Annotated in this window: 23 protein-coding genes and 1 pseudogene; 12 read left to right on the forward strand and 12 right to left on the reverse strand. The window is 68.6% G+C overall.

Annotated elements, in window-relative coordinates:
- Positions 1-17 precede the first annotated feature (17 nt).
- Positions 18-119 (forward strand): annotated as a pseudogene (locus L0C25_RS24120) (hypothetical protein); the annotation flags it as partial.
- A gap of 46 nt (positions 120-165) precedes the next feature.
- Here L0C25_RS24120 and L0C25_RS03870 read toward each other — a convergent pair.
- Positions 166-426 carry a hypothetical protein gene (locus L0C25_RS03870; RefSeq protein WP_271635087.1) on the reverse strand — a complete coding sequence of 87 codons (261 nt, stop codon included), beginning with the start codon at positions 424-426 and terminating at the stop codon, positions 166-168.
- A gap of 21 nt (positions 427-447) precedes the next feature.
- Here L0C25_RS03870 and L0C25_RS03875 point away from each other — a divergent pair, with 21 nt between their 5' ends.
- Positions 448-1530, forward strand: a complete 1083-nt coding sequence (locus L0C25_RS03875; RefSeq protein ID WP_271635088.1) for a hypothetical protein — start codon at positions 448-450, stop codon at positions 1528-1530.
- Positions 1531-1644: 114 nt separating this feature from the next.
- Positions 1645-3669 carry an MFS transporter gene (locus tag L0C25_RS03880; RefSeq protein WP_271635089.1) on the forward strand — a complete coding sequence of 675 codons (2025 nt, stop codon included), beginning with the start codon at positions 1645-1647 and terminating at the stop codon, positions 3667-3669.
- A gap of 76 nt (positions 3670-3745) precedes the next feature.
- On the opposite strand, the gene L0C25_RS03885 is transcribed toward L0C25_RS03880, so the two are convergent.
- The 4 genes from L0C25_RS03885 to L0C25_RS03900 all read right to left on the reverse strand — a co-directional run bounded on the left by L0C25_RS03885 (position 3746) and on the right by L0C25_RS03900 (position 6921).
- Positions 3746-5125, reverse strand: a complete 1380-nt coding sequence (locus tag L0C25_RS03885; protein ID WP_271635090.1) for an MFS transporter — start codon at positions 5123-5125, stop codon at positions 3746-3748.
- 116 nt (positions 5126-5241) lie between these two features.
- Positions 5242-5964 (reverse strand): class I SAM-dependent methyltransferase, encoded by a 723-nt coding sequence (locus tag L0C25_RS03890; protein ID WP_271635091.1) that lies wholly within the window; start codon positions 5962-5964, stop codon positions 5242-5244.
- On the reverse strand, positions 5964-6497 hold the full coding sequence (locus tag L0C25_RS03895) for an MmcQ/YjbR family DNA-binding protein (RefSeq protein ID WP_271635092.1): 534 nt from the start codon (positions 6495-6497) through the stop codon (positions 5964-5966). The genes L0C25_RS03890 and L0C25_RS03895 overlap by 1 nt, the downstream gene beginning before the upstream one ends.
- Before the next feature lie 34 nt (positions 6498-6531).
- Positions 6532-6921, reverse strand: a complete 390-nt coding sequence (locus L0C25_RS03900) for a VOC family protein (protein ID WP_271635094.1) — start codon at positions 6919-6921, stop codon at positions 6532-6534.
- Positions 6922-6998: 77 nt separating this feature from the next.
- On the opposite strand from L0C25_RS03900, the gene L0C25_RS03905 reads away from it, so the two are divergent.
- A complete protein-coding gene (locus L0C25_RS03905) occupies positions 6999-7502 on the forward strand; it encodes a DinB family protein (RefSeq protein WP_271635095.1) in 504 nt (167 codons plus the stop codon).
- Here L0C25_RS03905 and L0C25_RS03910 read toward each other — a convergent pair.
- Both L0C25_RS03910 and kdgD read right to left on the reverse strand, forming a co-directional pair.
- On the reverse strand, positions 7486-8106 hold the full coding sequence (locus L0C25_RS03910; protein WP_271635097.1) for a dihydrofolate reductase family protein: 621 nt from the start codon (positions 8104-8106) through the stop codon (positions 7486-7488). The two genes, L0C25_RS03905 and L0C25_RS03910, sit on opposite strands and share 17 nt — an antisense overlap.
- 107 nt (positions 8107-8213) lie before the next feature.
- Positions 8214-9134 carry a 5-dehydro-4-deoxyglucarate dehydratase gene (gene kdgD, locus L0C25_RS03915; protein ID WP_271635098.1) on the reverse strand — a complete coding sequence of 307 codons (921 nt, stop codon included), beginning with the start codon at positions 9132-9134 and terminating at the stop codon, positions 8214-8216.
- Positions 9135-9509: 375 nt separating this feature from the next.
- Here kdgD and L0C25_RS03920 point away from each other — a divergent pair, with 375 nt between their 5' ends.
- Genes L0C25_RS03920 through L0C25_RS03940 form a run of 5 tightly spaced genes read left to right on the forward strand, consistent with a single transcriptional unit; the run spans position 9510 to position 14428 of the window.
- Positions 9510-10700 carry a hypothetical protein gene (locus L0C25_RS03920; protein ID WP_271635099.1) on the forward strand — a complete coding sequence of 397 codons (1191 nt, stop codon included), beginning with the start codon at positions 9510-9512 and terminating at the stop codon, positions 10698-10700.
- Positions 10701-10706: 6 nt separating this feature from the next.
- Positions 10707-11237, forward strand: a complete 531-nt coding sequence (locus L0C25_RS03925; protein ID WP_271635100.1) for a TRAP transporter small permease — start codon at positions 10707-10709, stop codon at positions 11235-11237.
- 12 nt (positions 11238-11249) lie between these two features.
- The gene (locus L0C25_RS03930) at positions 11250-12545 is read left to right on the forward strand and encodes a TRAP transporter large permease (protein ID WP_271635101.1); all 1296 of its coding nucleotides are present in this window, start codon (positions 11250-11252) and stop codon (positions 12543-12545) included.
- A 20-nt stretch (positions 12546-12565) separates the two neighbouring features.
- On the forward strand, positions 12566-13609 hold the full coding sequence (locus L0C25_RS03935) for a TRAP transporter substrate-binding protein (protein WP_271635102.1): 1044 nt from the start codon (positions 12566-12568) through the stop codon (positions 13607-13609).
- Positions 13610-14428 carry an NAD-dependent epimerase/dehydratase family protein gene (locus tag L0C25_RS03940; RefSeq protein WP_271635103.1) on the forward strand — a complete coding sequence of 273 codons (819 nt, stop codon included), beginning with the start codon at positions 13610-13612 and terminating at the stop codon, positions 14426-14428.
- A 30-nt stretch (positions 14429-14458) separates the two neighbouring features.
- On the opposite strand, the gene L0C25_RS03945 is transcribed toward L0C25_RS03940, so the two are convergent.
- Both L0C25_RS03945 and L0C25_RS03950 read right to left on the reverse strand, forming a co-directional pair.
- Entirely contained in the window at positions 14459-15247 is a 789-nt protein-coding gene (locus tag L0C25_RS03945) for a GNAT family N-acetyltransferase (RefSeq protein WP_271635105.1), read from the reverse strand.
- 53 nt (positions 15248-15300) lie between these two features.
- Positions 15301-16302 (reverse strand): hypothetical protein, encoded by a 1002-nt coding sequence (locus L0C25_RS03950; protein WP_271635106.1) that lies wholly within the window; start codon positions 16300-16302, stop codon positions 15301-15303.
- Between the two features lie 229 nt (positions 16303-16531).
- Here L0C25_RS03950 and L0C25_RS03955 point away from each other — a divergent pair, with 229 nt between their 5' ends.
- Positions 16532-16666 carry a hypothetical protein gene (locus tag L0C25_RS03955; protein ID WP_271635107.1) on the forward strand — a complete coding sequence of 45 codons (135 nt, stop codon included), beginning with the start codon at positions 16532-16534 and terminating at the stop codon, positions 16664-16666.
- 106 nt (positions 16667-16772) lie between these two features.
- The gene (locus L0C25_RS03960; RefSeq protein ID WP_271635108.1) at positions 16773-17627 is read left to right on the forward strand and encodes a VOC family protein; all 855 of its coding nucleotides are present in this window, start codon (positions 16773-16775) and stop codon (positions 17625-17627) included.
- 195 nt (positions 17628-17822) lie between these two features.
- Here L0C25_RS03960 and L0C25_RS03965 read toward each other — a convergent pair whose 3' ends face one another.
- From L0C25_RS03965 to ychF, 3 genes are all read right to left on the reverse strand, one after another.
- Entirely contained in the window at positions 17823-18221 is a 399-nt protein-coding gene (locus tag L0C25_RS03965; RefSeq protein ID WP_271635109.1) for a type II toxin-antitoxin system VapC family toxin, read from the reverse strand.
- A 28-nt stretch (positions 18222-18249) separates the two neighbouring features.
- On the reverse strand, positions 18250-18585 hold the full coding sequence (locus L0C25_RS24125; RefSeq protein ID WP_408641666.1) for a type II toxin-antitoxin system Phd/YefM family antitoxin: 336 nt from the start codon (positions 18583-18585) through the stop codon (positions 18250-18252).
- Positions 18586-18646: 61 nt separating this feature from the next.
- Entirely contained in the window at positions 18647-19723 is a 1077-nt protein-coding gene (gene ychF / locus L0C25_RS03970) for a redox-regulated ATPase YchF (RefSeq protein ID WP_271635110.1), read from the reverse strand.
- A 65-nt stretch (positions 19724-19788) separates the two neighbouring features.
- Between ychF and L0C25_RS03975 the strand changes: the two genes are divergently transcribed.
- A complete protein-coding gene (locus L0C25_RS03975) occupies positions 19789-20907 on the forward strand; it encodes a DNA recombination protein RmuC (protein ID WP_271635111.1) in 1119 nt (372 codons plus the stop codon).
- The last annotated feature ends 3 nt before the right edge of the window (positions 20908-20910 follow it).

The following is a 20910-nucleotide window of genomic DNA, read 5'->3' on the forward strand; positions in this document are numbered from 1 at the left end:
GAGCCGAGCAGACGCTGATGTCGGCGAAGGCGTCGGCCCTTCGCGAACACGAGCTGACGGTGGCGCAGTACGCCGCGCTGTACGCGCTCGCGGAGAACCCTGGCATCTCGGGTGCCGGCCTGGCGCGCGCCTGCCTCGTGACGCCCCAGGCCGCCGCCGCCGTACTCAAGACACTTCGAGGGTCGCGGCCTGATCGAGCGGTCGCGCAACGACTGGAACCACAACGTACGCGAGTCGGCGCTGACCAAGGACGGCAAGCACCTGCTCGACGCTGCCGATGCCACCGCGGTACGGATCGAACGCCGGATGCGCGATGCATTGTCCGCGCACGAGCGCACCGAGCTCAAGCGGCTGCTCGCGACCTGCGCCGACGCGATCCGGGCCTGACGGCGCTCGGAGGAAGTACGGCGCCACCAGGGGTGGCATGGACGAGGCTAACGTTTCCCCATGAGCACTGAGGTGCCCGGCGTACGGCTGCGGCGTACTGCCGAGTCGTCCGACGCCGTGTCCGCGCTCGGCGATCTGCTCGGGGGCACGGTCGGGCTCGAGGCGATGCTCGGCGACCTGAACCGGCGTGCCCGGCGGTTTCGGGCGCCCGGGTCGACCGTGTCCAGCAGCATGCGTTGGAACGTCCACGACTGTCTCGACCGCCGTTGGTGGCCGCAGGGCGTGACGTCGTCGGCCGATGCCTCGGTCGACGAGACATACGCCGGGCGGCGGGTGCTCGCCGTGAGCTGGTACGCGAAGGCGCGCCGCGGCGTCCGCAAGGGCAGTCGGATCAGCGTCCTCGATATCGCCTCGCGCGCGTACCGGCATGTGCTGCTCGTCGTGCCTTCGCTGGACGACTCCGGGCGACTGCGGGTCGACCCGCTACCGGTACACGCCGGCGGAATCGTCTGGCACGGCCCGTATCTGCACGTCGCCGCGACGCGCCGCGGGCTGTTCACGGCGCGCCTCGACCAGCTGCTGCGCGTACCCGACCGGCTGCGGACCGACGACCGCGATGCGATCGGCGTCGACGGCGACCGCCTTGCCAGCTTCGGCTACCGCTACCTACTGCCGGTCTGTTCGTCGTACGCGGCCGAGTACGACGACGGCGTGGAACCGATGCGCTACTCGTTCGCGTCACTCGCCCGCACACAGCAGGGGCCGAGACTGATCACCGGCGAGTACGGCCGCGGCGCGATGACGCGGCGATTGGTGCAGTTTCGGATCGACGGTTCGACCAGCGCCGTGACCGCAGACGCGGACGGAGCCGCACGCCCCGAGCTCCTCCATGACGGCGGTGTCGGCAACATGCAGGGCGCGACCGTGGTCGACGGACGTTGGTACGTGACCCGCTCGCGCGGGCCATGGGGCAGGGGCAGCATCTGTGTCGGCGAGCCGGGCGCCCTCGTCGAGCATCAGCGCGCCCTGCCCATGGGTCCGGAGGACCTGACGTACTGGCCGTCGACCGACCTGTTCTGGACCGTCTCTGAGTGGCCGGGCAGGCGGTGGATCGCCGCGATACCGCGCGCTCGCCTGGGCTGAGCCGGGCCGTACGCCTCGAGCTCGACGATGCTTCGGCGTGCCGCTGCCACGTACCCGTGCGAGACTGCGAATCGGACCCGTGGTGACGCGGGCGAGGCGGTACGGGAGGTCGTCGTGGCCAACGTCGAGACAGCCGACGACGCGGTGCACGACTCCCGCCGGGTGTGGACGATCCTGGGCGCGCTCCTCCTCGGCATGCTGCTCGCCGCACTCGACCAGACCATCGTCTCGACTGCGCTGCCGACGATCGTCGCCGACCTCGGCGGCGCGGAGCACCTGTCGTGGGTCGTCACCGCGTACCTGCTCGCGAGCACCGCGTCGACACCGCTCTGGGGCAAGCTCGGCGACCTGTACGGCCGCAAGCCCTTCTACATCACGGCCATCGTGATCTTCCTGATCGGCTCGGTGTTGTCCGGGCTGTCCCAGAACATGCTGGAGCTGATTCTGTTCCGGGCGCTGCAGGGACTCGGCGGAGGCGGCCTGATGGTCGGCTCCCAGGCGATCGTCGGAGACGTCGTCCCCCCGCGCGACCGCGGGCGGTACCAGGGCCTGTTCGGGGCGACCTTCGGCGTCGCCAGCGTGCTCGGGCCATTGCTCGGCGGCCTGTTCGTCGACAACCTGAGCTGGCGCTGGGTGTTCTACATCAACGTGCCGATCGGCGCCGTCGCGCTGGTCGTGCTGGTCGCCGTGCTGCCGAGCGCCGGGGAGCGTACGCAACGCTCCATCGACTACCTCGGCACCGCGCTCGTCGCGGCCGCTGCGACCTGCCTGGTCCTCTGCACGAGCCTCGGTGGCACGTCGTACGACTGGGGGTCGTGGCAGATCATCGGGCTGGGGGTGCTCGGGGTCGTACTCGCGATCGCGTTCCTGTTCGCCGAGCAGCGCGCGAAGGAGCCGGTCATCCCGCTCTCGCTGTTCTCCAACCGTGCGTTCTCGCTCGCGAGCGCGATCGGGTTCGTCGTCGGCTTCGCGATGCTCGGCGCCCTCACGTTCCTGCCGCTGTTCCTCCAGATCGTGCAGGGTGTCGACCCGACCGATTCCGGCCTGCGGCTGCTGCCGATGATGTTCGGCCTGCTGCTGACCTCGATCGGCTCCGGTTTCCTGATCTCGAAGTCCGGGCGCTACAAGGTATTCCCGATCGCCGGCACCGCGCTGATGGCGGTCGGCCTGTACCTGCTGTCCACGATGGGCGCGTCGACCGGCGTCGCGCAGAGCTCGCTCTACATGTTCGTGCTCGGGGTCGGCATCGGCCTGGTGATGCAGGTGCTCGTGATCGTCGTACAGAGCGCGGTCGGGTACGAGGACCTCGGCGTCGCGACGTCGGGGGCAACATTCTTCCGCTCGATCGGTGGTTCGTTCGGCACTGCCGTGTTCGGAACGGTGTTCGCCAACGCGCTCGCCGACAACCTGGCGTCGTCGGGCGGGGCACAGGCCCTGCCGGAGGGTACGCCGACGTCCGGGCTTTCGCCGGAGGCGCTCGGCCAGCTCCCGGCCGCCGCCCGCGACGTGATCGTCTCGGTGTACGCCGACAGCCTGGGCACCGTGTTCCTGACTGTGGTTCCGGTCGCGCTCGTCGCATTCGCACTGGCGATCTTCCTGCCCGAGATCGAACTGCGGTCCACGGTGCGAGCCGTCGATCCCGGGGAGACCTTCGGGATGCCCCAGGACCGAACCTCGCTGCAGGAGGTGGCGCGGGCGGTCGAGGTGCTCGTACACCGCGAGAAGCGTAGGGAGATCTACGAACGGCTGGCCGACCGCGCCGGCATCACGCTCGCGCCACGGGGTTGCTGGCTGCTGTTCCGGGTCACCGACCATCCCGCAACACCGATCGAGGAGATGGCGGACCGTCTCGGTGCCGAACCGGACCTCGTACGCTCCGGCCTCGAGGACCTCCGCGACGCCGGCTACTGCGAGGTGGTCGAGCATCCCGGTGGCGCCCGAGCCGAGCTCACGGACGCGGGCCGGCAGACGATGGCGGCACTCGTCGAGGCAAGGCGTGAAGCCCTGGTCGATCTCCTCGACGGGCTCGATCCCCGCGAGTACCCTGAGCTCGAGCAGCTCGTACGCGATCTCGCGCACTCGCTGCTCGCGACCGACGACCGGATGCTCGAGGACGCCCGACCGCCCGCCGTGCACTGACTCAGCCCCGCTGAGCATGACGTTTCGGTCCAGCTCAGCGCGAATCTGGGGCTGAAACGTCATGCTCACGGCGCGGTTAGCGGCGCGCCAACACCTGGCTCGAGGCGACGGTCAGGGCGGCGATGCCCGCCAGCACCCAGAGACTCAGCGTGAACCCGTCGACGACGGCACCCTCGCCGAACATCGTGATCGACACGACGGCGATGCCGAGCGCACCACCGACCTGCTGCACCGTGGAGAGCACACCGGACGCCGCGCCGGCATGCTCGGCCGCGGTGTCCGCGAGCACCGTCGACGCCAACGGCACGAGGACGAACCCGATCCCGAGCCCGACGAGCGCCAGACCGGGAAGCGTCGCGAGCACCGGCGAGTGCGCAGTATCGACCAGGAGGACGCACCCGACGGCGACTGCGCCGGCACCGAGCGCGAGCACCTGGCTGCCGATCCGAGCGGCGACCGCGTTCGCGAGGAGCAACGCGCCGAAGTAACCCGCCCCGACCGCGACGAACACGGTGCCGGACTCCAGCGCGGTCAGACCCCGGCCCTGCTGCAGGTACAACGCGAGTGCGAAGAAGAACGCCGGTGGCACCAAGGTGAAGCCGAGGGTGACGACGAGGCCCAGTGTGAAGGTCCGGTTTGCGAACAGGCCGGGATCGACCAGCGGCGAGGCATCCCGCGCGGCACGCGTACGAAGGTGTCGGACGAGCAGCCCGGCCAGTATCGGCGACGTGGCGAGGCAGAGCCAGGTCCACAGCGGCCAGTCGTGCTCGGGGCCTTCGACAAGCGGCAGCACGACTGCCGACACCGTCGCCGTGACCAGCGCGACGCCGGTCAGGTCGAGCCGCGCCCGCGTACCGTGCGACTCGGGTACGCGCCCGACGGCCGCGAGCGTGACGAGTCCGACCGGGACGTTGATCAAGAAGATGGTTCGCCAACCGAGCCCGCCGATGTCCGCCTGGATGAGCGCTCCACCCAGCAGCTGACCCAGTACCCCGGCGATCCCCATCGCGAACCCGTACGCGGCGAACGCCTTCGCGCGCCGCGAGCCGGTGTAGACGGTGCCGAGGATCGCGAGTACCTGCGGCGTCATGATCGCGCCCGCCGCACCCTGCAGGAAGCGGGCGACCACGAGCAGTTCCGCGGTGGGCGCGAGCCCGCATGCGGCGGACGTGACCGTGAACAGCGCGATGCCGACCGCGAACATCCGCCGCCGGCCGTACAGGTCGCCCAGACGCCCGCCCGGGATCATCCCGACCGCGAAGGTCAACGCGTATCCCGCCACCACCAGCGACAGCATCGACGAGGTGGCGCCGAGGTCGCGCTCGATCGACGGCAGGGCGACGTTGACGATGAAGAAGTCCAGGAACGTGACAAGGGTTCCGGCGAGGACGACGTACATCGGCGCATTGCCGACGGTTCGCTCCCTTGCCGGTTGTTCGTGGGTTGTGGTCGCCATGGTGGCCCCCTCCTGTCATGCGCGGTATCGCGCGTTGCTCGTACGCCGACAATCGTCGGGTGAGCGAGGCAGGTGCGTCGATTACGCGAGAGGTAATGCCGACATGACCTCCGAGGTCAGCTGCGGGCGACGAAGACGAGTTCGCGCCCTGCCCGGTCTGGCGCGTCGCGTACGTCGTCGACGGTGAATCCCGCCGCACGCACCGACTCCTCGATCTGCTCGCGGGTGCGGAAACGCAGCGTCGAGTCGGAGGTCAGGGTCTCGCCCTGGTCGGCCAATCTGGTCGTCGTCCGAAACGTTACGAGCTCGCCGGACACATCGGTGACGTCATGGAAGCTCTCGACCCGGCCGACGTCTTCGACGTCGACGGCGATGTGCGAATCGACGGGATTCCACTCCAGCCACGCCTGCCGCGCCGGGTCTCGGGTCTCGAACACCAGGTGTCCTCCGGGCGCGAGCGCCGCTCGTACATGCCCGAGGGTCTCGGCCCAGTCGGCGTCGGTGATGAAGACCTGGGCGACGTTCGCCGTCATCGTGGCAAGGTCGACCTGCAACGGAGGCAGCACCGTCGCGTCACCGACGATCCAGCGAACGCGGTCGGCGTACGGCTTCGCCCGCGCGATGTCGACCGATGCGGCCGCCGGGTCGATCGCCACCACATCGAGGCCCTGTGTTGACAGCATGCAGGCGAACGTACCCGTGCCGCATCCGATGTCGAGCACGGTTTGTACGCGCAGCTCTTCGGCAATGGCCGCGTACGCGTCGAGGTCGCTGCGGTCGGGGTCGAGCGGGTCGTACAACGCCGCGAGCCGCGGGTCGCCGAAGGCCGAGACGGGCATCAGCCGGCCAGCGACATTTTGCGGTTGTGGAGCTCCTCGGTGAGGATGCGGATCGCCCTCGGCCCGAGGCCATGCAGGGCAAGGAGATCGCGCTCGGTCCACGTCGCCACCTGCTCGAGTGTGGTGAGCCCCTGACCGGCGAGCGCACGCGTTGCGGGTTTGCCGATCGCCGCCGGCAGATCGCCATCGCCCGGGGAGTACTGGGCCGACAGGTACGAGGCGACCACGCGCTTCGGCGCCCGGGTGAGCCAGGCGTCGGCGACCAACGCATTGAGGTCCTTACCGTTGATGTCGGCGAGGGGTACGCGGAAGCCGATCGGCTTGCTCGTCCGAGTCAGTCGCTCGCCCGTCCGGTGCGCGGCCACCGCCTGCTCGGCGCGCTCGTCGGAGAGCTGCAGCTGGACGTACCCATCCTTATCGAGCGACGCGAATCCCTTGCCACGTACGGAGAACGCGATCATGCCGAAGTGCGTACCCTCCTCTGTCTCGGGAAGCGCGAGTGCGGCCTTACGAAACTGGGACAGCGTCGTCATACGGCGATCGTAGAAGATGCGGCCGGCGCTCACCTCACGCCGGATCGAGGTCCTGCACGAGCTGGATCGGATGACCGTCGGGGTCCTGGATCCACGCCACCAGCAGCCTGCCGAGCCATTCGCCCGGTGTGCGCAGTCCGTTGACACCGTCGGAGACGAGTCGCTCGTACTCGGCCGCCACGTCATCGGTCCAGAGTGTGACCGTGGCACGTTGTCCGCCGACGACGGGGTCGAGCCCGTGGTCGTGGCGCGCAGATCCGATCGAGGCGAAGCCGATCCGGTAGCCGTCGAGCTCGAGGTCCACGTGGATCGGCGTACCCGCAGGCGGTACGCGGAACACCTCTCGGAATCCCAACCGTCGGTAGAACGCCGCCGCCCGTTCCACGTCGGCGCTGAACAGGATCACCTCGGGTTCGCGAAACACCCGCACAACGTACCGATGCGCGGCGTCAACGGCACACTGCCGGCTCACCCGCCCGTCCCACGCCTTACCGTTCTGGCATGGACTCGATGCCGACGATGGAGCCCGCCCTCTTCCGGGGCGCGATCCGCGCCCAGCTCGACGCGTTCCTCGACGAGCATCGCGCGGCGCTGAACGAATGCCTCGACGGGCTCACCGAGGCGCAGGTACGCACCTCGCTGGTGCCGTCACGCACGACCCTGCTTGGCCTGGTCAAACATGCGACCTTCGTCGAGAAGGTGTGGTTCGACGAGGCGATCACCTGCCGGTCGCGGGCTGACATCGGCATCCCGGCGACCCCGGACGAGTCGTTCGTACTCGACGACACCGACACGATCGAGAGCGTACGCCGAGCGCACGCCGACGCATGTGCGGCGTCTCGTCGCGCGAGTGCCGAGCTCGACCTGGACGACCTGGTCCGCGGCAACCGCCGCGGGCCACTTCCCCTGCGGTGGGTCTACCTGCATCTGCTGCGCGAACTCGCCCAGCACTGCGGTCACGCTGACATCCTGCGCGAGCAGCTGCCTGCTAACTCGCAGCATTGACCCCTTCGGCCGTGCTCGCCGTCTCCGGAGGTCCCTCGAGGCGCCGGTAGCGCAACAGCAGTACGCCTCCCGGGAACGCGTTCGGCGGTTCGGCCAGCTCGAAACGGCTCGCTGTCGTGCCTTCGGGGAACAGCTTCTTCCCCTGACCGATCACGACCGGACACACCCACATGTTCACCTGGTCGACCAGACCTGCGCGGAACAGGGTCTGCAACAGGTTCCCGCTGCCCCAGGTGTGGATCAGGCGATGCCGCTCGCGAAGCTCGGGCACCTGCGCGGCCGCGTCCGAGAGCTGGGTGCTGGTGTCCCACGACAGCTCCGGCGTCCCGCGGGAGGCGACGTACTTGGGCATCCGGTCGAACGCCTGCCCGATCGCGTCCGGCTGGCCCGGCCAGTAGGCGCGGAAGATGTCGTACGTCGTCCGTCCGAGCAACAAGGCGTCGGATGCCTGCACATCCGCGTTCAGCACGTCGCCGGGCTTCGAGTCCCAGTACGGGCGTTCCCACCCGGCGTACTCGAAGTCGCCGTCCTGCTCGTTGGGGCCGCCGTTGGCCTGGATCACGCCGTCGAGCGTGACGTTCATGTAGACGTGCAGCTCACCCATCGAGCCAGCTCCTCACGGTTACCGTGCCCATTCAGCGGTCATCGTAACCCCATTGATAACGGAAGTGAATTATTCGCGCCAGGCATCATCCTGCCCTTGCTTCGCCGTCACTCCGACGGCATCCGGGCTATGAGCCCCTCGAGCTCGTCACGCTCTTCATCGCACAGGTCGGTCAGTGGCGGTCGTACCGGACCGGCCGGACGGCCGACTACTCGCATCCCCGCCTTGACGATCGAGACCGCGTACCCGCGGCGGCGATCGCGGATCCGCGTGTACGGGATGACGAACTTCTCGAGCAGCTCGTACACCTGCGCGCGATCCTCGCGGCGGACCGCCGCGTAGAAGCGCAGCGCGAACCCGGGGACGAAGTTGAACATCGCCGAGGAGTATGTCGTCATGCCGAGCTGGAGCAGAGGCAGCGCGAACACCTCTGCCGTCGGCAGACCCCCCACGTACGTGAGCCGGTCGCCGAGTCGCGCATAGATCCTGGCCAGCTGCTCGATGTCTCCGACACCGTCCTTGAACGCGACCAGGTTCGGGTAACGTGCGCAGGCCTCCGACAGGGCGTCTGCACCGATGATCGCGTTCGCGCGGTTGTAGACGACGACACCAAGCGATGTCGCAGAGCAGACTGCCCCGATGTGCTCGACCAGGCCGGACTGGGTCGCGTCGACGAGGTACGGCGGCATCAACAGAACGCCATCCGCCCCCGCCTCCTCGGCCTGCCCGGCAAGCTCGACGGCCTGCCGGGTGCCACCCATGGCGGACCCGATCACCGGGATCGTGTCGCCGACGCCGGATGCGGCGACCCGTACGACGTGCGCGACCTCGGCCGCGGTGAGCGAGAAGCCCTCGCCGGTGCCGCCGGCGGCGAACAGCGCGGCGACCGGATAGCCGGAGAGCCACTCCAGGTGCTCGCGGTACGCGGGTTCGTCGAACGCGAGGTCGTCGGTGAAGTGGGTGACCGGAAACGACAGCAGTCCGCTGCCGATCTGGCTGGCGAGTTCACTCGGGGTCCACGATGGCAACTGCAGCCGTCCTTCGCGTCTTGGGTGCGTACGGGGCGACCTGGCCGCGCGACGGCCGGTGGCGGTGACCCTAGGTGGCCGGCGCGATGCGCGTCCAACACTCAATGGGCATCCAGCTATGCCTCGAAGGTATTAGGTGCGTACCTCAACGGCGCCGGGACACCTGCAGGCTCGCACCTCACGGCTCCCGATGGCGATGGCCGGGCAGAGACGACTCATTCTCTGGGAGTATCAAACGATACGCCAACGGACTTGCGCCGGAATCGTGGCACTGCCAAAGTTCTGTGACCAGAGCCACCCCCACCTGAGCTCGCACCTCCGACCCCGCACCAGGAGTGACCCGATGAAGGCGACCGACCACACCGCCGCGACCCGATGCGCGATCCCCCGCGCCCGGCGGTCGTGACGATGCGCGCCGTCGGTTACGCGTACCCCTGGGACGTGCTGGGCGACCCTGCGTTCATCGATCGAGTACGCCGCCTCGGGCTCACCCGAGTCGCGATCGCGTCGGCATACCACACGACGCGGGCCGCGACGCCGTTCCATCCGCGACACACGCTGGTCAGCGCCCGGACGGCCGCGTTGTACCGGCCGGTGCGAGCGCAGGCCTGGCGCGGTCGACGGCTGGCTCCGGTGAACGCGGACTGGGTCGACGACCCCGACCCGTTCGGCCACGCGGCCGAGGCCCTCACGACCGCGGGACTCGAGGTCGCCGCGTGGATCGTGTTGACGCACGCGACGCGGTTGGGCGAGCAGTGCCCCGACATCGCCGTCGTCAACTGCTTCGGCGAGCGCTACCCGTACGCGCTGTGTCCACAGTCCGCCGAGGTTCGCGAGTACGCCGCGACACTGGCCGCTGAGGCGGTCCGCGACGTCGACTGCAGCGCGGTCGTCCTCGAGGCGTGCGGCCAGCTCGGCGTCGAGCACGGCGGGCATCACGAGAAGACGGCCGGGGCGTACGCGCCGTCGATCCTGCGCCTGCTCTCGATCTGCTGCTGCACTGCGTGCCGCGAGGCGTGGCGCATTCGCGGTCTCGACCCGGAGCCCGTCGTACAGCAGGTCCGCGGTGCCGTCGACTCGGCACGCAGCGGAGCACCGAGCCCCGACCTCACCGAGACCCTCGACGTCGTCCTGTCCGTACGACAGTGGGCGACCGACACGCTACGGCGGTCCGTGATCGACGCCGTTCGAGCGGCGGTGGCGCGCCCGGTCGAGGTGGTGCTGCACGCGCAGCCCGACCCGTGGGCGACCGGAGCGCTGCCCGGGCTGACGTCATCCGCACCAGACGACGTCGACACTGTCGTCGCGCAATGCTGGGCGACCGGGTCGGAGTCGACCGACTCGATGCGCAGCCTGGTCGAGACGCTCGACGGGCGAGCGGCGGCGGGCGCGTACGTAACGGTCCTGCCCCCGGTCGGAGTAGATGACTTCGGGCCGCACCTGCGTGCGCTGCGCGACGCCGGCACCGACGATCTGCACCTCTACCACCTCGGCCTGGCCGGGCCGGACCGTTACCCACTGCTGGCCGAAGCCGTCGTGCACGCGAGCACCGAGGCGAGGGTCTAGTCGACCATGACCTACCTCCGCAAGGCGTGGCGCGCCATCGATGCGATCTTCGAGGCGTGGGGCCTCCTCTGCCTGGTCGGCGTGGTCTTCGTCGTGCTGTGGCAGGTGGTCTCGCGCGAGCTGTTCGGCACGACGCCCACCTGGAGCGAGGAGACGTCGAGGATCCTGCTGATCTGGATCGGCTTCCTGTCCGCCGCGATCGGGTTCCGCGAGGGTGCACACATCGCGATCAGCTTCGTCGTCGACCGACTCCCCGATATCCTGCGCCAGATCCTCCACTACGCCGTCCTGGCAACGATCCTGGCGCTCGGGCTCTACCTCACCGTCCAGGGCGCCCAGTTCACCGCGGACACCCAGAACGCCACGCTTCCCGGGACCGGCCTGCCGCGCAGCGCGCTCTACGTGATGATGCCGGTCGCAGGCGTGATGATCTGCCTCTACTCCGCGCTGCAGGCGGCAGGCGTGCCGACGCAACGGTTCTCCAGCACCCAGGTCGAAGCAGAGCCGCAGCCGCCACGCGAATCAGATGCAGAGTGAGTGGGAGCACCAGTGCCAGTTGATCACGTCGCCATCGCGCTCCTCATCGGGAGCTTCGCGGGTCTGCTGGTGTTACGCGTACCCGTCGCGCTCGCGCTGGTCCTGTCGACGATCATCGAGGCGTCGTACCTCGGCATTCCGCTGACGATCGTCGGCCAGCGGATGGTGGCCGGCCTCGATGTGTTCGCCTTGCTTGCGATCCCGTTCTTCATCCTGGGCGGCGAGATCATGAGCGCGGGCGGGATCTCGAATCGGCTGATTGCGCTCGCCAGCATCTTCGTCGGCTGGCTGCGGGGCGGCCTGGGCATGATCAACGTCGGTGCGAGTACCTTCTTCGGCGCGCTGTCCGGCTCATCGGTCGCGGACGTCTCGGCAATCGGCTCGGTGACGATCCCGATGATGAAGCAGAAGGGGTACGACACCGACTATGCCGTCGGCCTGACGATCTCGGGCGCCGCGCAAGCCGTCATGATCCCACCCAGCCACAACCTGGTCATCTACTCGATGGCGGCGGGTGGCGTCTCCGTCGGCGCCCTCTTCACGGCCGGCATCGTGCCCGGGCTGCTGTTGGGTGCCGCGCTGATGGTGCTGGCGTATGCCATCGCGGTGCGCCGCGGATACCCCGCAGAGCGTACGGTCACGTTGGCGGAGGTCCCGCGGATCGTCGGCGAGGGTCTGCTCGCCCTGTTCATGCCGGTCATCATCCTCGGCGGCATCCTGTCCGGCATCTTCACGGCGACGGAGTCGGCAGCGGTCGGCTGCGTCTACGCATTCGTTCTCACGTTCTTCGTCTACCGCGACATCCCGCTGTCAAAGATCCTGCCGATCCTGCAGCGTACGTTCCGCACCCTCGGCGTCGTGCTCTTCATCATCGCGGCGGCCAGCGCGTTCGGCTACTTCCTCGCGTACCTGCAGGTGCCGACGCTGATCACCGACTGGCTGCTGCAGGTCTCGGACAGCAAGTTCGTCGTACTGCTGCTGATCAACATCCTGCTCCTCGCTCTAGGCGCCGTGATGGACATGGCGCCACTGATCCTGATCATGACGCCGATCCTGCTGCCCGTCACCTCCGCACTCGGCATGGACCCGGTGCAGTTCGGAATCATGCTCCTGCTGAACCTGTCCATCGGCCTCATCACGCCACCGGTCGGCAACGTCTTGTTCGTCGGCTGCGCCATCGGCGGCATCTCGATCGAGAAGATGACGCGGAGCCTGGGGCTGTTCCTGTTGCCGATGATCGTCGTCTTGTTGTTGATCACCTTCGTGCCGTCGTTGTCTCTCGCACTCCCCGGAGCGTTGGGACAGTAGCCAGATCGGAAGGAAAACCAATGCCATCGAAATCCACCCTCTATCGACCGATCAGCCGACGAAGCATCCTCAAGGCCGGTGCCATCACCGCCGCCGCCGCACCCTTCGCACTGTCGGCGTGCGGAGGCGGCGGGTCCGGCGGGTCCGGCGGCTCCGAGCTGAGCTTCCGGTTGGCGGAGACCCATCCGGACGACTACCCCACCACCCTTGGCGACAAGCGCTTCGCGGACCTGGTGAAGGAGCGTAGCGACGGTCGGATCTCGATCGAGGTGTTCGCGAACGCCCAGCTTGGCGAGGAGTCCTCAGTCATCGAGCAGGTACAGATGGGCTCGATCGAGATGACCCGCGTGAGCTCGGCCCCGATGTCGGAGTTCGCCGTCGGCATGGGGCTGTTCGGGCTGCCGTACATCTTCGACGACTCCGACCACCTGTGGCGGTTCCTCGACGACGACTCCGGCAAGCAGCTCCTCGGTGAGCTCGACGACGAGGGTTTCCACGGCCTGTGCTACTTCGACCCCGGCGCCCGGAGCTTCTACGCTTCCGGCGATCCGATCGAGTCCGTCGACGACGTCAAGGGCCGGAAGTTCCGCGTACAGGAGTCCGAGGTCATCGTCGACTTCATCAAGGCGCTCGGTGGATCGCCCACGCCGATGGACTACGGCGAGGTCTACAGTGCGCTGCAGAGCGGCCTGATCGACGGTGCGGAGAACAACGAGCCGAGCTACTACTCCGCCTCGCACTACGAGGTCGCCAAGAACCTCACACTGGACGAGCACATGCGGGTGGCCGAGATCCTGATCGTCAACAGCGACACCTGGAACGGCCTCGGCGACGACGACAAGGACCTGCTGTCGAAGGCGGCTCAGGACGCCGTGCCGTACCAGCGCAAGAAGTGGGACGCGCAGGTCGCCACCGACACGCAGAAGCTGCGCGACGAGGGCGTCAACATCATCGAGGTCGACGACATCACCCCGTGGCGGGACGCGACGGCGTCAGTGATCGAGAAGTACCGCGGCGACTACGCCGAGTACCTCGACAGCATCGAATCACTGCGGCAGGCGTAGATGGCCGAGACAGTCCTCGTCACCGGCGCCAGCGGCGGCCTCGGCCGGCTGATGCGCCCTCGCCTCGCCACCGAGGGCAGGACGCTGCGGCTGCTCGACGTCGTCGCGCCCGAGCCTCCTGGCGACGATGAGTCGGTGCAGATCGTCACCGCATCGGTCACCGACCCGGCCGCCATGCGCGCGGCCTGCGAGGGCGCCGACGCGATCATCCACCTCGGCGGAGTCAGCGTCGAGGGACCGTGGTCCGACATCCTCGCGAACAACATCGACGGCACACGGGTCCTCCTCGAGGCGGCCCGCGATGCCGGCGTACGACGCGTCGTCCTCGCCTCCAGCAACCACGCCGTGGGGTTCTACGACCGCGACGCGGCGCCGGAGGGTGGCCTCCCGGCCGAGGTCGTACCCCGCCCGGACACGTACTACGGCGTCAGCAAGGTCGCGCTCGAGGCGCTCGGCAGCCTGTTCCACTCCCGGTACGGGATCGACGTGACCTGTCTGCGGATCGGGTCCTGCTTCGAGAAGCCGTGGGACCCACGGTCGCTGTGGACCTGGATGTCACCTGACGACGGGGCACGGCTGTTCGAGGCCTGCCTGGCCACACCGGAGCCCGGCTTCCGCGTCGTGTGGGGCATCTCGAACAACACCCGCAACTGGTGGTCGCCGAAGGCCGGCGAAGCGATCGGCTACCACCCGCAGGACGACTCGGAGGTGTACGCGGACGAGATCATGGCTGCCTACACCGGCGACCTCGACGTACCCGAGCAACGCCTCGCGGGAGGGAAGTTCAGCACCGGGGTGCTCGGTGCCCGCCAGACCTGACGATCGGGCACGCACCCGCGGGCGAGCCGCTCAGCGCTTCCAGACGTACCCCGTCGTCGTGGACACCTTGACCAGACCCGATCGCTCGAGGATCGGGCGGGAGAACTCGGTCGAGTCGCTGTTGATCAGCGTCTTTCCGTACGCGAGCGCGGCGCGCGCACGAGCGGATGTCATCGCGCGATAGATGCCCCGACCACGCCACTCGGGGCGCGTCGCGCCGCCCCAGATGCCGGCGAAGTCGGTGCCGGTCACCGGCTCGAGCCGCCCCGCGCTGACCATTCGGCCGTCGACCTCGGCGACCCACAGCTCCATCGCGTCTCCGCGGGAGAGCCTCCGCAACACCCCGTCGGCGATCTCGTCGGCAAGCGAGTCGCCGAACACCTCGCCCTGCATCGCGGTCATCGCTCGTACGTCGGCCTCCTCGGTGACGCGACGCATTGTCACACCTTCGGGCAACGCAACCTCGACCGCGAGCGCTTTCGCCTCTCCGATCATGATCGACTCGGTCTCTTCCGCCATGAATCCGCTGCCTGTCAACGCCTCGTACAGGCCGGGAGCGTGATCGTGCCCCCGAGACTTCCACTCGACCCGACGGATCTCGGGATCGGCGCGGTAGTGGCCCAGCGCGGCGCTGACGAGTTCACGGATCGCATCGGCATCGGCGCCGCCGAGGTCGCGGTAGCTGATGAAGCCGCGCCCGCCGGCGAACGTGGCGAGGTGCAATGGTCCGTGCCGGGCGGTCTCGAGCGCGCCGGGCGTCTCCGCATCGGTCCGGAGCTGCTCGTCGTACGCCTCGAGGAAATGCTGTGGATCGGTCACGCGAGAACAGTGCGGTACGAACCGCCGCGCGGCAACTGGTTTTCATCGGTCCCTCAGCTCGCCTCGCGGTAGACGAAGTCCTCGAGCGACACGGTGATCTCGTCGCGGTTGTCGCGATTCCGCAGGCAGTACGACGTCGGGTACCAGCCGGACTCCTGCCACGCGTCGGGCAGCTTGAAGGCGTGACAGCCGTCCTCGTCACCACCACCGCGGATCCCGTCGAGGGTCTCGTGAGTCACCATCGCCTCGTAGAACGTGACCTCCCGGTTCCAGACACCGTAGATCCAGGTGTGGTCGAACCGCTCGCCGTTGAACTCCGGCGCGGTCGGGTCGACGAGGTGGTTCCCCATCGCCGGCTCGACGGCGTCCAGGTCGGCGTAGTCGGGTGCCAGGTAACGGCCTTCCGGCAGGCGCTTGCCCAACTCGTAGTCGTCGCAGTTGACCAGCTGCGGGCACGGCCCGGGCCGGATCGCGGTCCGCTCGGCGTCGTCGTTGACATAGAAGTGCACGTCGAAGTGCGGCAGGTCGTACACGCCGAGCGGGATGTGGCCGTGTGGGTTCCAGTTGTTCAGGACATACGTGAAAGGCGAGTCCACCTCGCTGCGGAACCGTGGACCGAGGTCGAGCTGCGACTCGTAGCCGCCAGAGCACTCCTTCATCGGGTCCACCGTGCCGTCGTCGTTCTTGTCGAAACACCACTTGCCGTCGGTGGGTGGATCGTGGGGCAAGCCGTCGAGCGCATCGTCGGTCATGATCATCCCGACCGAGACAGGCCGGTCGCCGACCACCTGGCTGTACGCCGTGACCTCGCCGTTGCCGAGGTCGGCGCGTTCGCCGTACTCCGCACACGGCCCGCGGTACGCCGGGGTGTGCTCGACCAGCCGGTCCACCGCCCTGCTCGGCAGTCGAAGGGTCACCTCCCACGCGGGCGACTGGATGGGGCTGGCGCAAACCAGCTCGGTCTCGGGTCCCGCCGTCGAGGTCGCGTGCGCCGCCGGCGCCGTCAGAGCGGCCGCGACGAGCGCAAGCAGGATCGCGGTACGTCGGATGTCCATGGTGTCCTCCGATGCGTGGGTACGTCGGAAGGCCAGCCTTGCTGCGACCGCTCTCAACTCGATCTCAATCCGCTGTCACGCGTCTCTGCACACGCCGAGGTAGATCGCACGTCACCGCCAGCGCCGGACGACGCCCGCCGCGCCTTCGACGCCGACCTCCCGATCGGTGGCGGCCCCCACTCGAAGGCCTGATCCACCGACCCGCGGAAGGCACTCGATTACCGACCTCGTGCTGGACCACGCGGAGCTGCGCAACCGCTACTCGCGCTACTGCTTCGCGGTCGACTACGGCACCACCACCGACCTGCTCGACTGCTTCCTGCAGTTGCGCCCCGCCGACGCCGCGGTCCGAGTCGCCCCGTAGCGCTGCGGCGGCCGCGCTGCTCGGCATGGTCCAAGCGATGACTCGCCACAGTACGTCTGTCGGGGCCGTCGTCTACGTTCGGACGACGGCAACCAAGGAGGCAGCGATGACTGAGGCGCGTACGTACCCGGCGGGTGTGACGTCCTGGACCGACGTAGAAGTCAGCGACGTCGAAGCGGCGAAGGAGTTCTACGGCGGGTTGTTCGGATGGACCTTCGCCGACGCGACGCCGCCAGGTGCGCCGTCGAGGTACGTGATCGCTCGGCTCGACGGGGAGGACGCGGCGGGCATCGCCGGGCCGACCGAACCAGGCAGCGGGCGTACGTCCGACGCGTCGTGGAACACCTACGTCGCGACCGACGATGCGCGGGCAACGGTCGGACGCGTCGAGGCCGCGGGAGGTCGCGTCCTGTCGCCACCAACGGCTGCGGGAGAGGGTGGCATCGCAGCGGTGTGCACGGACGTCGCGGGTGTCGAGTTCCGTGTCTGGCAGGCCCGTCGCCGTCTCGGAGCGCAGATCACCAATGCCCCGGGCGCATGGAACTTCAGCGACCTCCATGCGGCAGACCCGGCCGCGTCCCGTGCCTTCTACGCCGACGTGTTCGGGTGGGAGTTCACCGACCTCGGGCTCGCGACCATGATCGGCCGTCCCGGGTACGGCGACCACCTCGCGTCCACGATCGACCCCGGTATCCACGACCGTCAGGCCGCCGTCGACGCTCCTCCGGGATTCGCCGACGCGATCGCGTGGCTGGCTGCGGCCGAAGCCGGCGAGGCACCCCATTGGCACGTGACCTTCACCGTCGTCGACCGCGATCAGGCGGTCGCCGCCGCCGAACGGCTCGGCGGGACCGTACTCACGACCTCCGATACCGAATGGACCAAGGCCGCGACGATCCGCGATCCGCAAGGGGCGGCGTTCACCGCCAGCCAGTTCACGCCACCGGGCACCGATTCGTGACGTGAAGGTTCAGACGTTGAACCGGAACTCCACCACGTCACCGCAAGGAGAAGCGTCTGCCGTCATACGGCAGCCGTCCGGTGTGCACATTTCGCGCAATGCTGCGGGCGTCGCGGACGGCGCATACTGCGCCGCTGGCGCTCCGCCTCCTGCGTGATGGGCCGCCGAGCGTAACGTCGGGCCAGCCTCTCCGAGTCACGCCGACGGCGCGATCACGTCCAACCCAGCGGACCGGGCGGCGTCACCGAGCCTGTGGTCGTAGGTGAGGACGGCAGAGACGTCGAGACGCATCGCGGCCTCAAGATGCAGCGAGTCAAGGGTGCGCAGACGCTTCATAGGCAGGAAGCCGGCGCTGCGGTAGACGGCTCGGTCAAGGGCAGCGAGCGCGACGCCGTCGAGGACGCTCGTCACGTCGGCCTGATCGAGATCCTCCCGGACCGCGATACGACGCAGCTCAGTCTCCAGCAGATCGCTGGAGACCAGTGTGGCCGGGGTCTTGTCGAGCCATTCCAGGAGAGCCGCGCTCTCCGGCTGATCGATCAACAATGCGCCAAGCGCCGAGGTGTCGACATAGATGACCGGACGTGAGGTCACAGCCGGTCGCCGCGCAAGTCGTCGAGGGTTACGGACAGACTCTGCTCCGTGGTCTTGCGCTCGATGGCCAGCGCCGCCCAGCCCCCTCCCGCCGCGCCGGGCGAGCGATCGTCAACGCGGGAGCCGGCGCGTCCAGTGGAACGATCCGGCCCACGGGCACCCCACTGTTGGTCAGGACAAAGGAGCGCCCCTCGCTCACGGCGCGAAGGACTCGACCAGACTCGTTGCGCAGCTCTCGCTGTGACAGGCTCTCCGCCGAAGGCTCAGTGACACTCATGGCTCCATCGTAGCACGCGTGCGACACGCGGCGTTGGCATTCCGAACTGGGCGCAATTCCTCGTCCTGCGCAGCCATGAGCCGCCATGAGGTAACGCGAAGCGACCGTCCGCCTGGCGTTTGCTTCACGCGTCGGACCGGCCCGACCTCTATACGTTGAACCGGAACTCCACCACGTCGCCGTCGGCCATGACGTAGTCCTTGCCCTCCATCCGTACCTTGCCCGCGGACTTGGCGGCGTTCATCGAGCCCGCCGCGACCAGGTCGTCGTACGAGACGATCTCGGCCTTGATGAAGCCCTTCTGGAAGTCGGTGTGGATGACGCCGGCCGCCTCGGGTGCGGTCGCACCGCGCTTGATCGTCCAGGCGCGTGCTTCCTTCGGGCCCGCCGTGAGGTACGTCTGCAGGCCGAGCGTCTCGAAGCCGACCCGGGCAAGGACGTCGAGACCCGGCTCGTCGATGCCCATCTCGGCGAGCATCTCGCGTGCCTCGTCGTCATCGCCGAGCTCGACCAGCTCGGCCTCGAACTTCGCGTCCAGGAAGATCGCCTCCGCAGGTGCCACGACCTCGCGCATCTGCTTCTTGAGGTCGTCGTCGGCGAGCTCGTCGGCGTCGCAGTTGAACACGAACAGCTGCGGCTTCGCCGACAGCAGGTGCAGGTCTCGCAACGGTCCCCGATCCAGGCCGGCCGCGAACACGCCCTTGCCCGACTCGAGCGTCGACTGCGCCTCGCGTACGGCATCGACCGTTGCCGTGAGGGACTTGTCCTTGCGGGAGTCCTTCTCCAGCTTCGGCAGGGCGTTCTCGATGGTCTGCAGGTCGGCGAGGATCATCTCGGTGTTGATCGTCTCGATGTCGTCGCCGGGCGACACCTTGCCGTCGACGTGGGTGACGTCGTCGTCGCGGAAGACCCGCGTCACCTGGCAGATGGCGTCCGACTCGCGGATATGCGAGAGGAACTTGTTGCCGAGCCCTTCGCCCTCGGACGCCCCTCGTACGATGCCCGCGATGTCGACGAACTGCACGGTCGCCGGCAGCACCTTCGCCGAGTCGAACATCGTCGCCAGCACACCGAGCCGGGAGTCGGGCACCCCGACGACACCAACGTTCGGCTCGATCGTCGCGAACGGGTAGTTCGCCGCGAGCACGTCGTTCTTCGTCAGGGCGTTGAAAAGGGTCGACTTGCCGGCATTGGGGAGGCCGACGATTCCGATGCTGAGAGCCACGGGCGCCAAGCGTACGGCACGGCGCGTACACCCGGATTGTCAGTGGCGCGTGGGACAGTCGACACATGGACGTACTTCCCCTCGTCATCGTGGCCGTCCTCGCCCTTGCCGCGGGTCTCGCGGTCGGCGTTCTCGTCGGCGCACGCGTGCTCCGGCGTACGGATTCCGACGCACTCGGCCGGCTCGACCTCGCCGCCTCCGCGACGAGCCGTGCGGTCGAGCCCGTCAAGGAGAGTCTCGACCGGTTCGACGCCCGACTCCGCTCGCTCGAGACGAGCCGGGTGCAGTGGCACGCACAGCTGCGCGAGCAGGTCGAGTCCGTACGCCAGACCAGCGAGCTACTGCGCCGCGAGACGGCGTCGCTCGCGAACGCGCTCCGGCGCCCGCAGGTGCGCGGCCGTTGGGGCGAGATGCATCTCCAGCGTGCCGTCGAGATCGCCGGCCTCGTCGAGCACAGCGACTTCGAGCAGCAGCCGACGGTGAGCGCCGCCGACACCGTGCAGCGGCCCGATCTCGTCGTCCATCTCGCGGGCGGCAAACAGGTCGTGGTCGACTCGAAGGTGCCGCTCGATGCGTTCCTCGACGCGTCCGAGGTCGACGACGGCGACGAGCGGCATGCCCACACCATCCGCCACGCAAGGCAGCTGCGCGCCCACGTCGATGTGCTGGCCGGCAAGGCGTACTGGCGGCAGTTCGACCACTCGCCCGAGTTCGTCGTGCTGTTCATGCCGGGTGAGGCGTTCCTGTCGCAGGCGCTCGACGCCGAGCCGACGCTGCTCGAGTACGCCGCCAAGCGCCATGTCGTACTCGCGACGCCGACCACGCTGATCGCGCTGCTGCGCACCGTCGCGTACGCGTGGACGCAGGACCACCTGGCCGACAACGCACGGGAGCTCCATGCGCTGGCCCGCGAGCTGTACGAGCGCCTCGGCACGCTCGGCACGCATTTCGACCGGCTCGGCCGTTCGCTGTCGTCGGCGGTCGACAGCTACAACAAGACCGTCGCGTCACTCGAGACCCGAGTCCTCGTCTCGGCCCGCCGGATCACCGACTTCGACGTCGGCGCGGTCGAGCTCGAGCGGCCCCGCAGCGTCGACGAGGCGGTACGTCCGCTGACGGCCGCCGAGCTTCTCGACGACGAACCCGAGCGGGCCGCCGGCGACGCGGCGCGCCGTGTCGGCTGAGCC

Source organism: Solicola gregarius (genome assembly GCF_025790165.1).
GTDB lineage: Bacteria > Actinomycetota > Actinomycetes > Propionibacteriales > Nocardioidaceae > Solicola > Solicola gregarius.

What these genes read in the sequence shown, in the direction of transcription:
- L0C25_RS03870 (WP_271635087.1), bottom strand. Translation starts at nt 426, where the DNA reads ATGCCACCCCTGGTGGCGCCGTACTTCCTCCGAGCGCCGTCAGGCCCG.
- L0C25_RS03875 (WP_271635088.1), top strand. Translation starts at nt 448, where the DNA reads ATGAGCACTGAGGTGCCCGGCGTACGGCTGCGGCGTACTGCCGAGTCG.
- L0C25_RS03885 (WP_271635090.1), bottom strand. Translation starts at nt 5,125, where the DNA reads ATGGCGACCACAACCCACGAACAACCGGCAAGGGAGCGAACCGTCGGC.
- L0C25_RS03890 (WP_271635091.1), bottom strand. Translation starts at nt 5,964, where the DNA reads ATGCCCGTCTCGGCCTTCGGCGACCCGCGGCTCGCGGCGTTGTACGAC.
- L0C25_RS03895 (WP_271635092.1), bottom strand. Translation starts at nt 6,497, where the DNA reads ATGACGACGCTGTCCCAGTTTCGTAAGGCCGCACTCGCGCTTCCCGAG.
- L0C25_RS03905 (WP_271635095.1), top strand. Translation starts at nt 6,999, where the DNA reads ATGGACTCGATGCCGACGATGGAGCCCGCCCTCTTCCGGGGCGCGATC.
- L0C25_RS03910 (WP_271635097.1), bottom strand. Translation starts at nt 8,106, where the DNA reads ATGGGTGAGCTGCACGTCTACATGAACGTCACGCTCGACGGCGTGATC.
- L0C25_RS03920 (WP_271635099.1), top strand. Translation starts at nt 9,510, where the DNA reads ATGCGCGATCCCCCGCGCCCGGCGGTCGTGACGATGCGCGCCGTCGGT.
- L0C25_RS03925 (WP_271635100.1), top strand. Translation starts at nt 10,707, where the DNA reads ATGACCTACCTCCGCAAGGCGTGGCGCGCCATCGATGCGATCTTCGAG.
- L0C25_RS03935 (WP_271635102.1), top strand. Translation starts at nt 12,566, where the DNA reads ATGCCATCGAAATCCACCCTCTATCGACCGATCAGCCGACGAAGCATC.
- L0C25_RS03940 (WP_271635103.1), top strand. Translation starts at nt 13,610, where the DNA reads ATGGCCGAGACAGTCCTCGTCACCGGCGCCAGCGGCGGCCTCGGCCGG.
- L0C25_RS03950 (WP_271635106.1), bottom strand. Translation starts at nt 16,302, where the DNA reads ATGGACATCCGACGTACCGCGATCCTGCTTGCGCTCGTCGCGGCCGCT.
- L0C25_RS03960 (WP_271635108.1), top strand. Translation starts at nt 16,773, where the DNA reads ATGACTGAGGCGCGTACGTACCCGGCGGGTGTGACGTCCTGGACCGAC.
- L0C25_RS24125 (WP_408641666.1), bottom strand. Translation starts at nt 18,585, where the DNA reads ATGGCGGCTCATGGCTGCGCAGGACGAGGAATTGCGCCCAGTTCGGAA.
- L0C25_RS03975 (WP_271635111.1), top strand. Translation starts at nt 19,789, where the DNA reads ATGGACGTACTTCCCCTCGTCATCGTGGCCGTCCTCGCCCTTGCCGCG.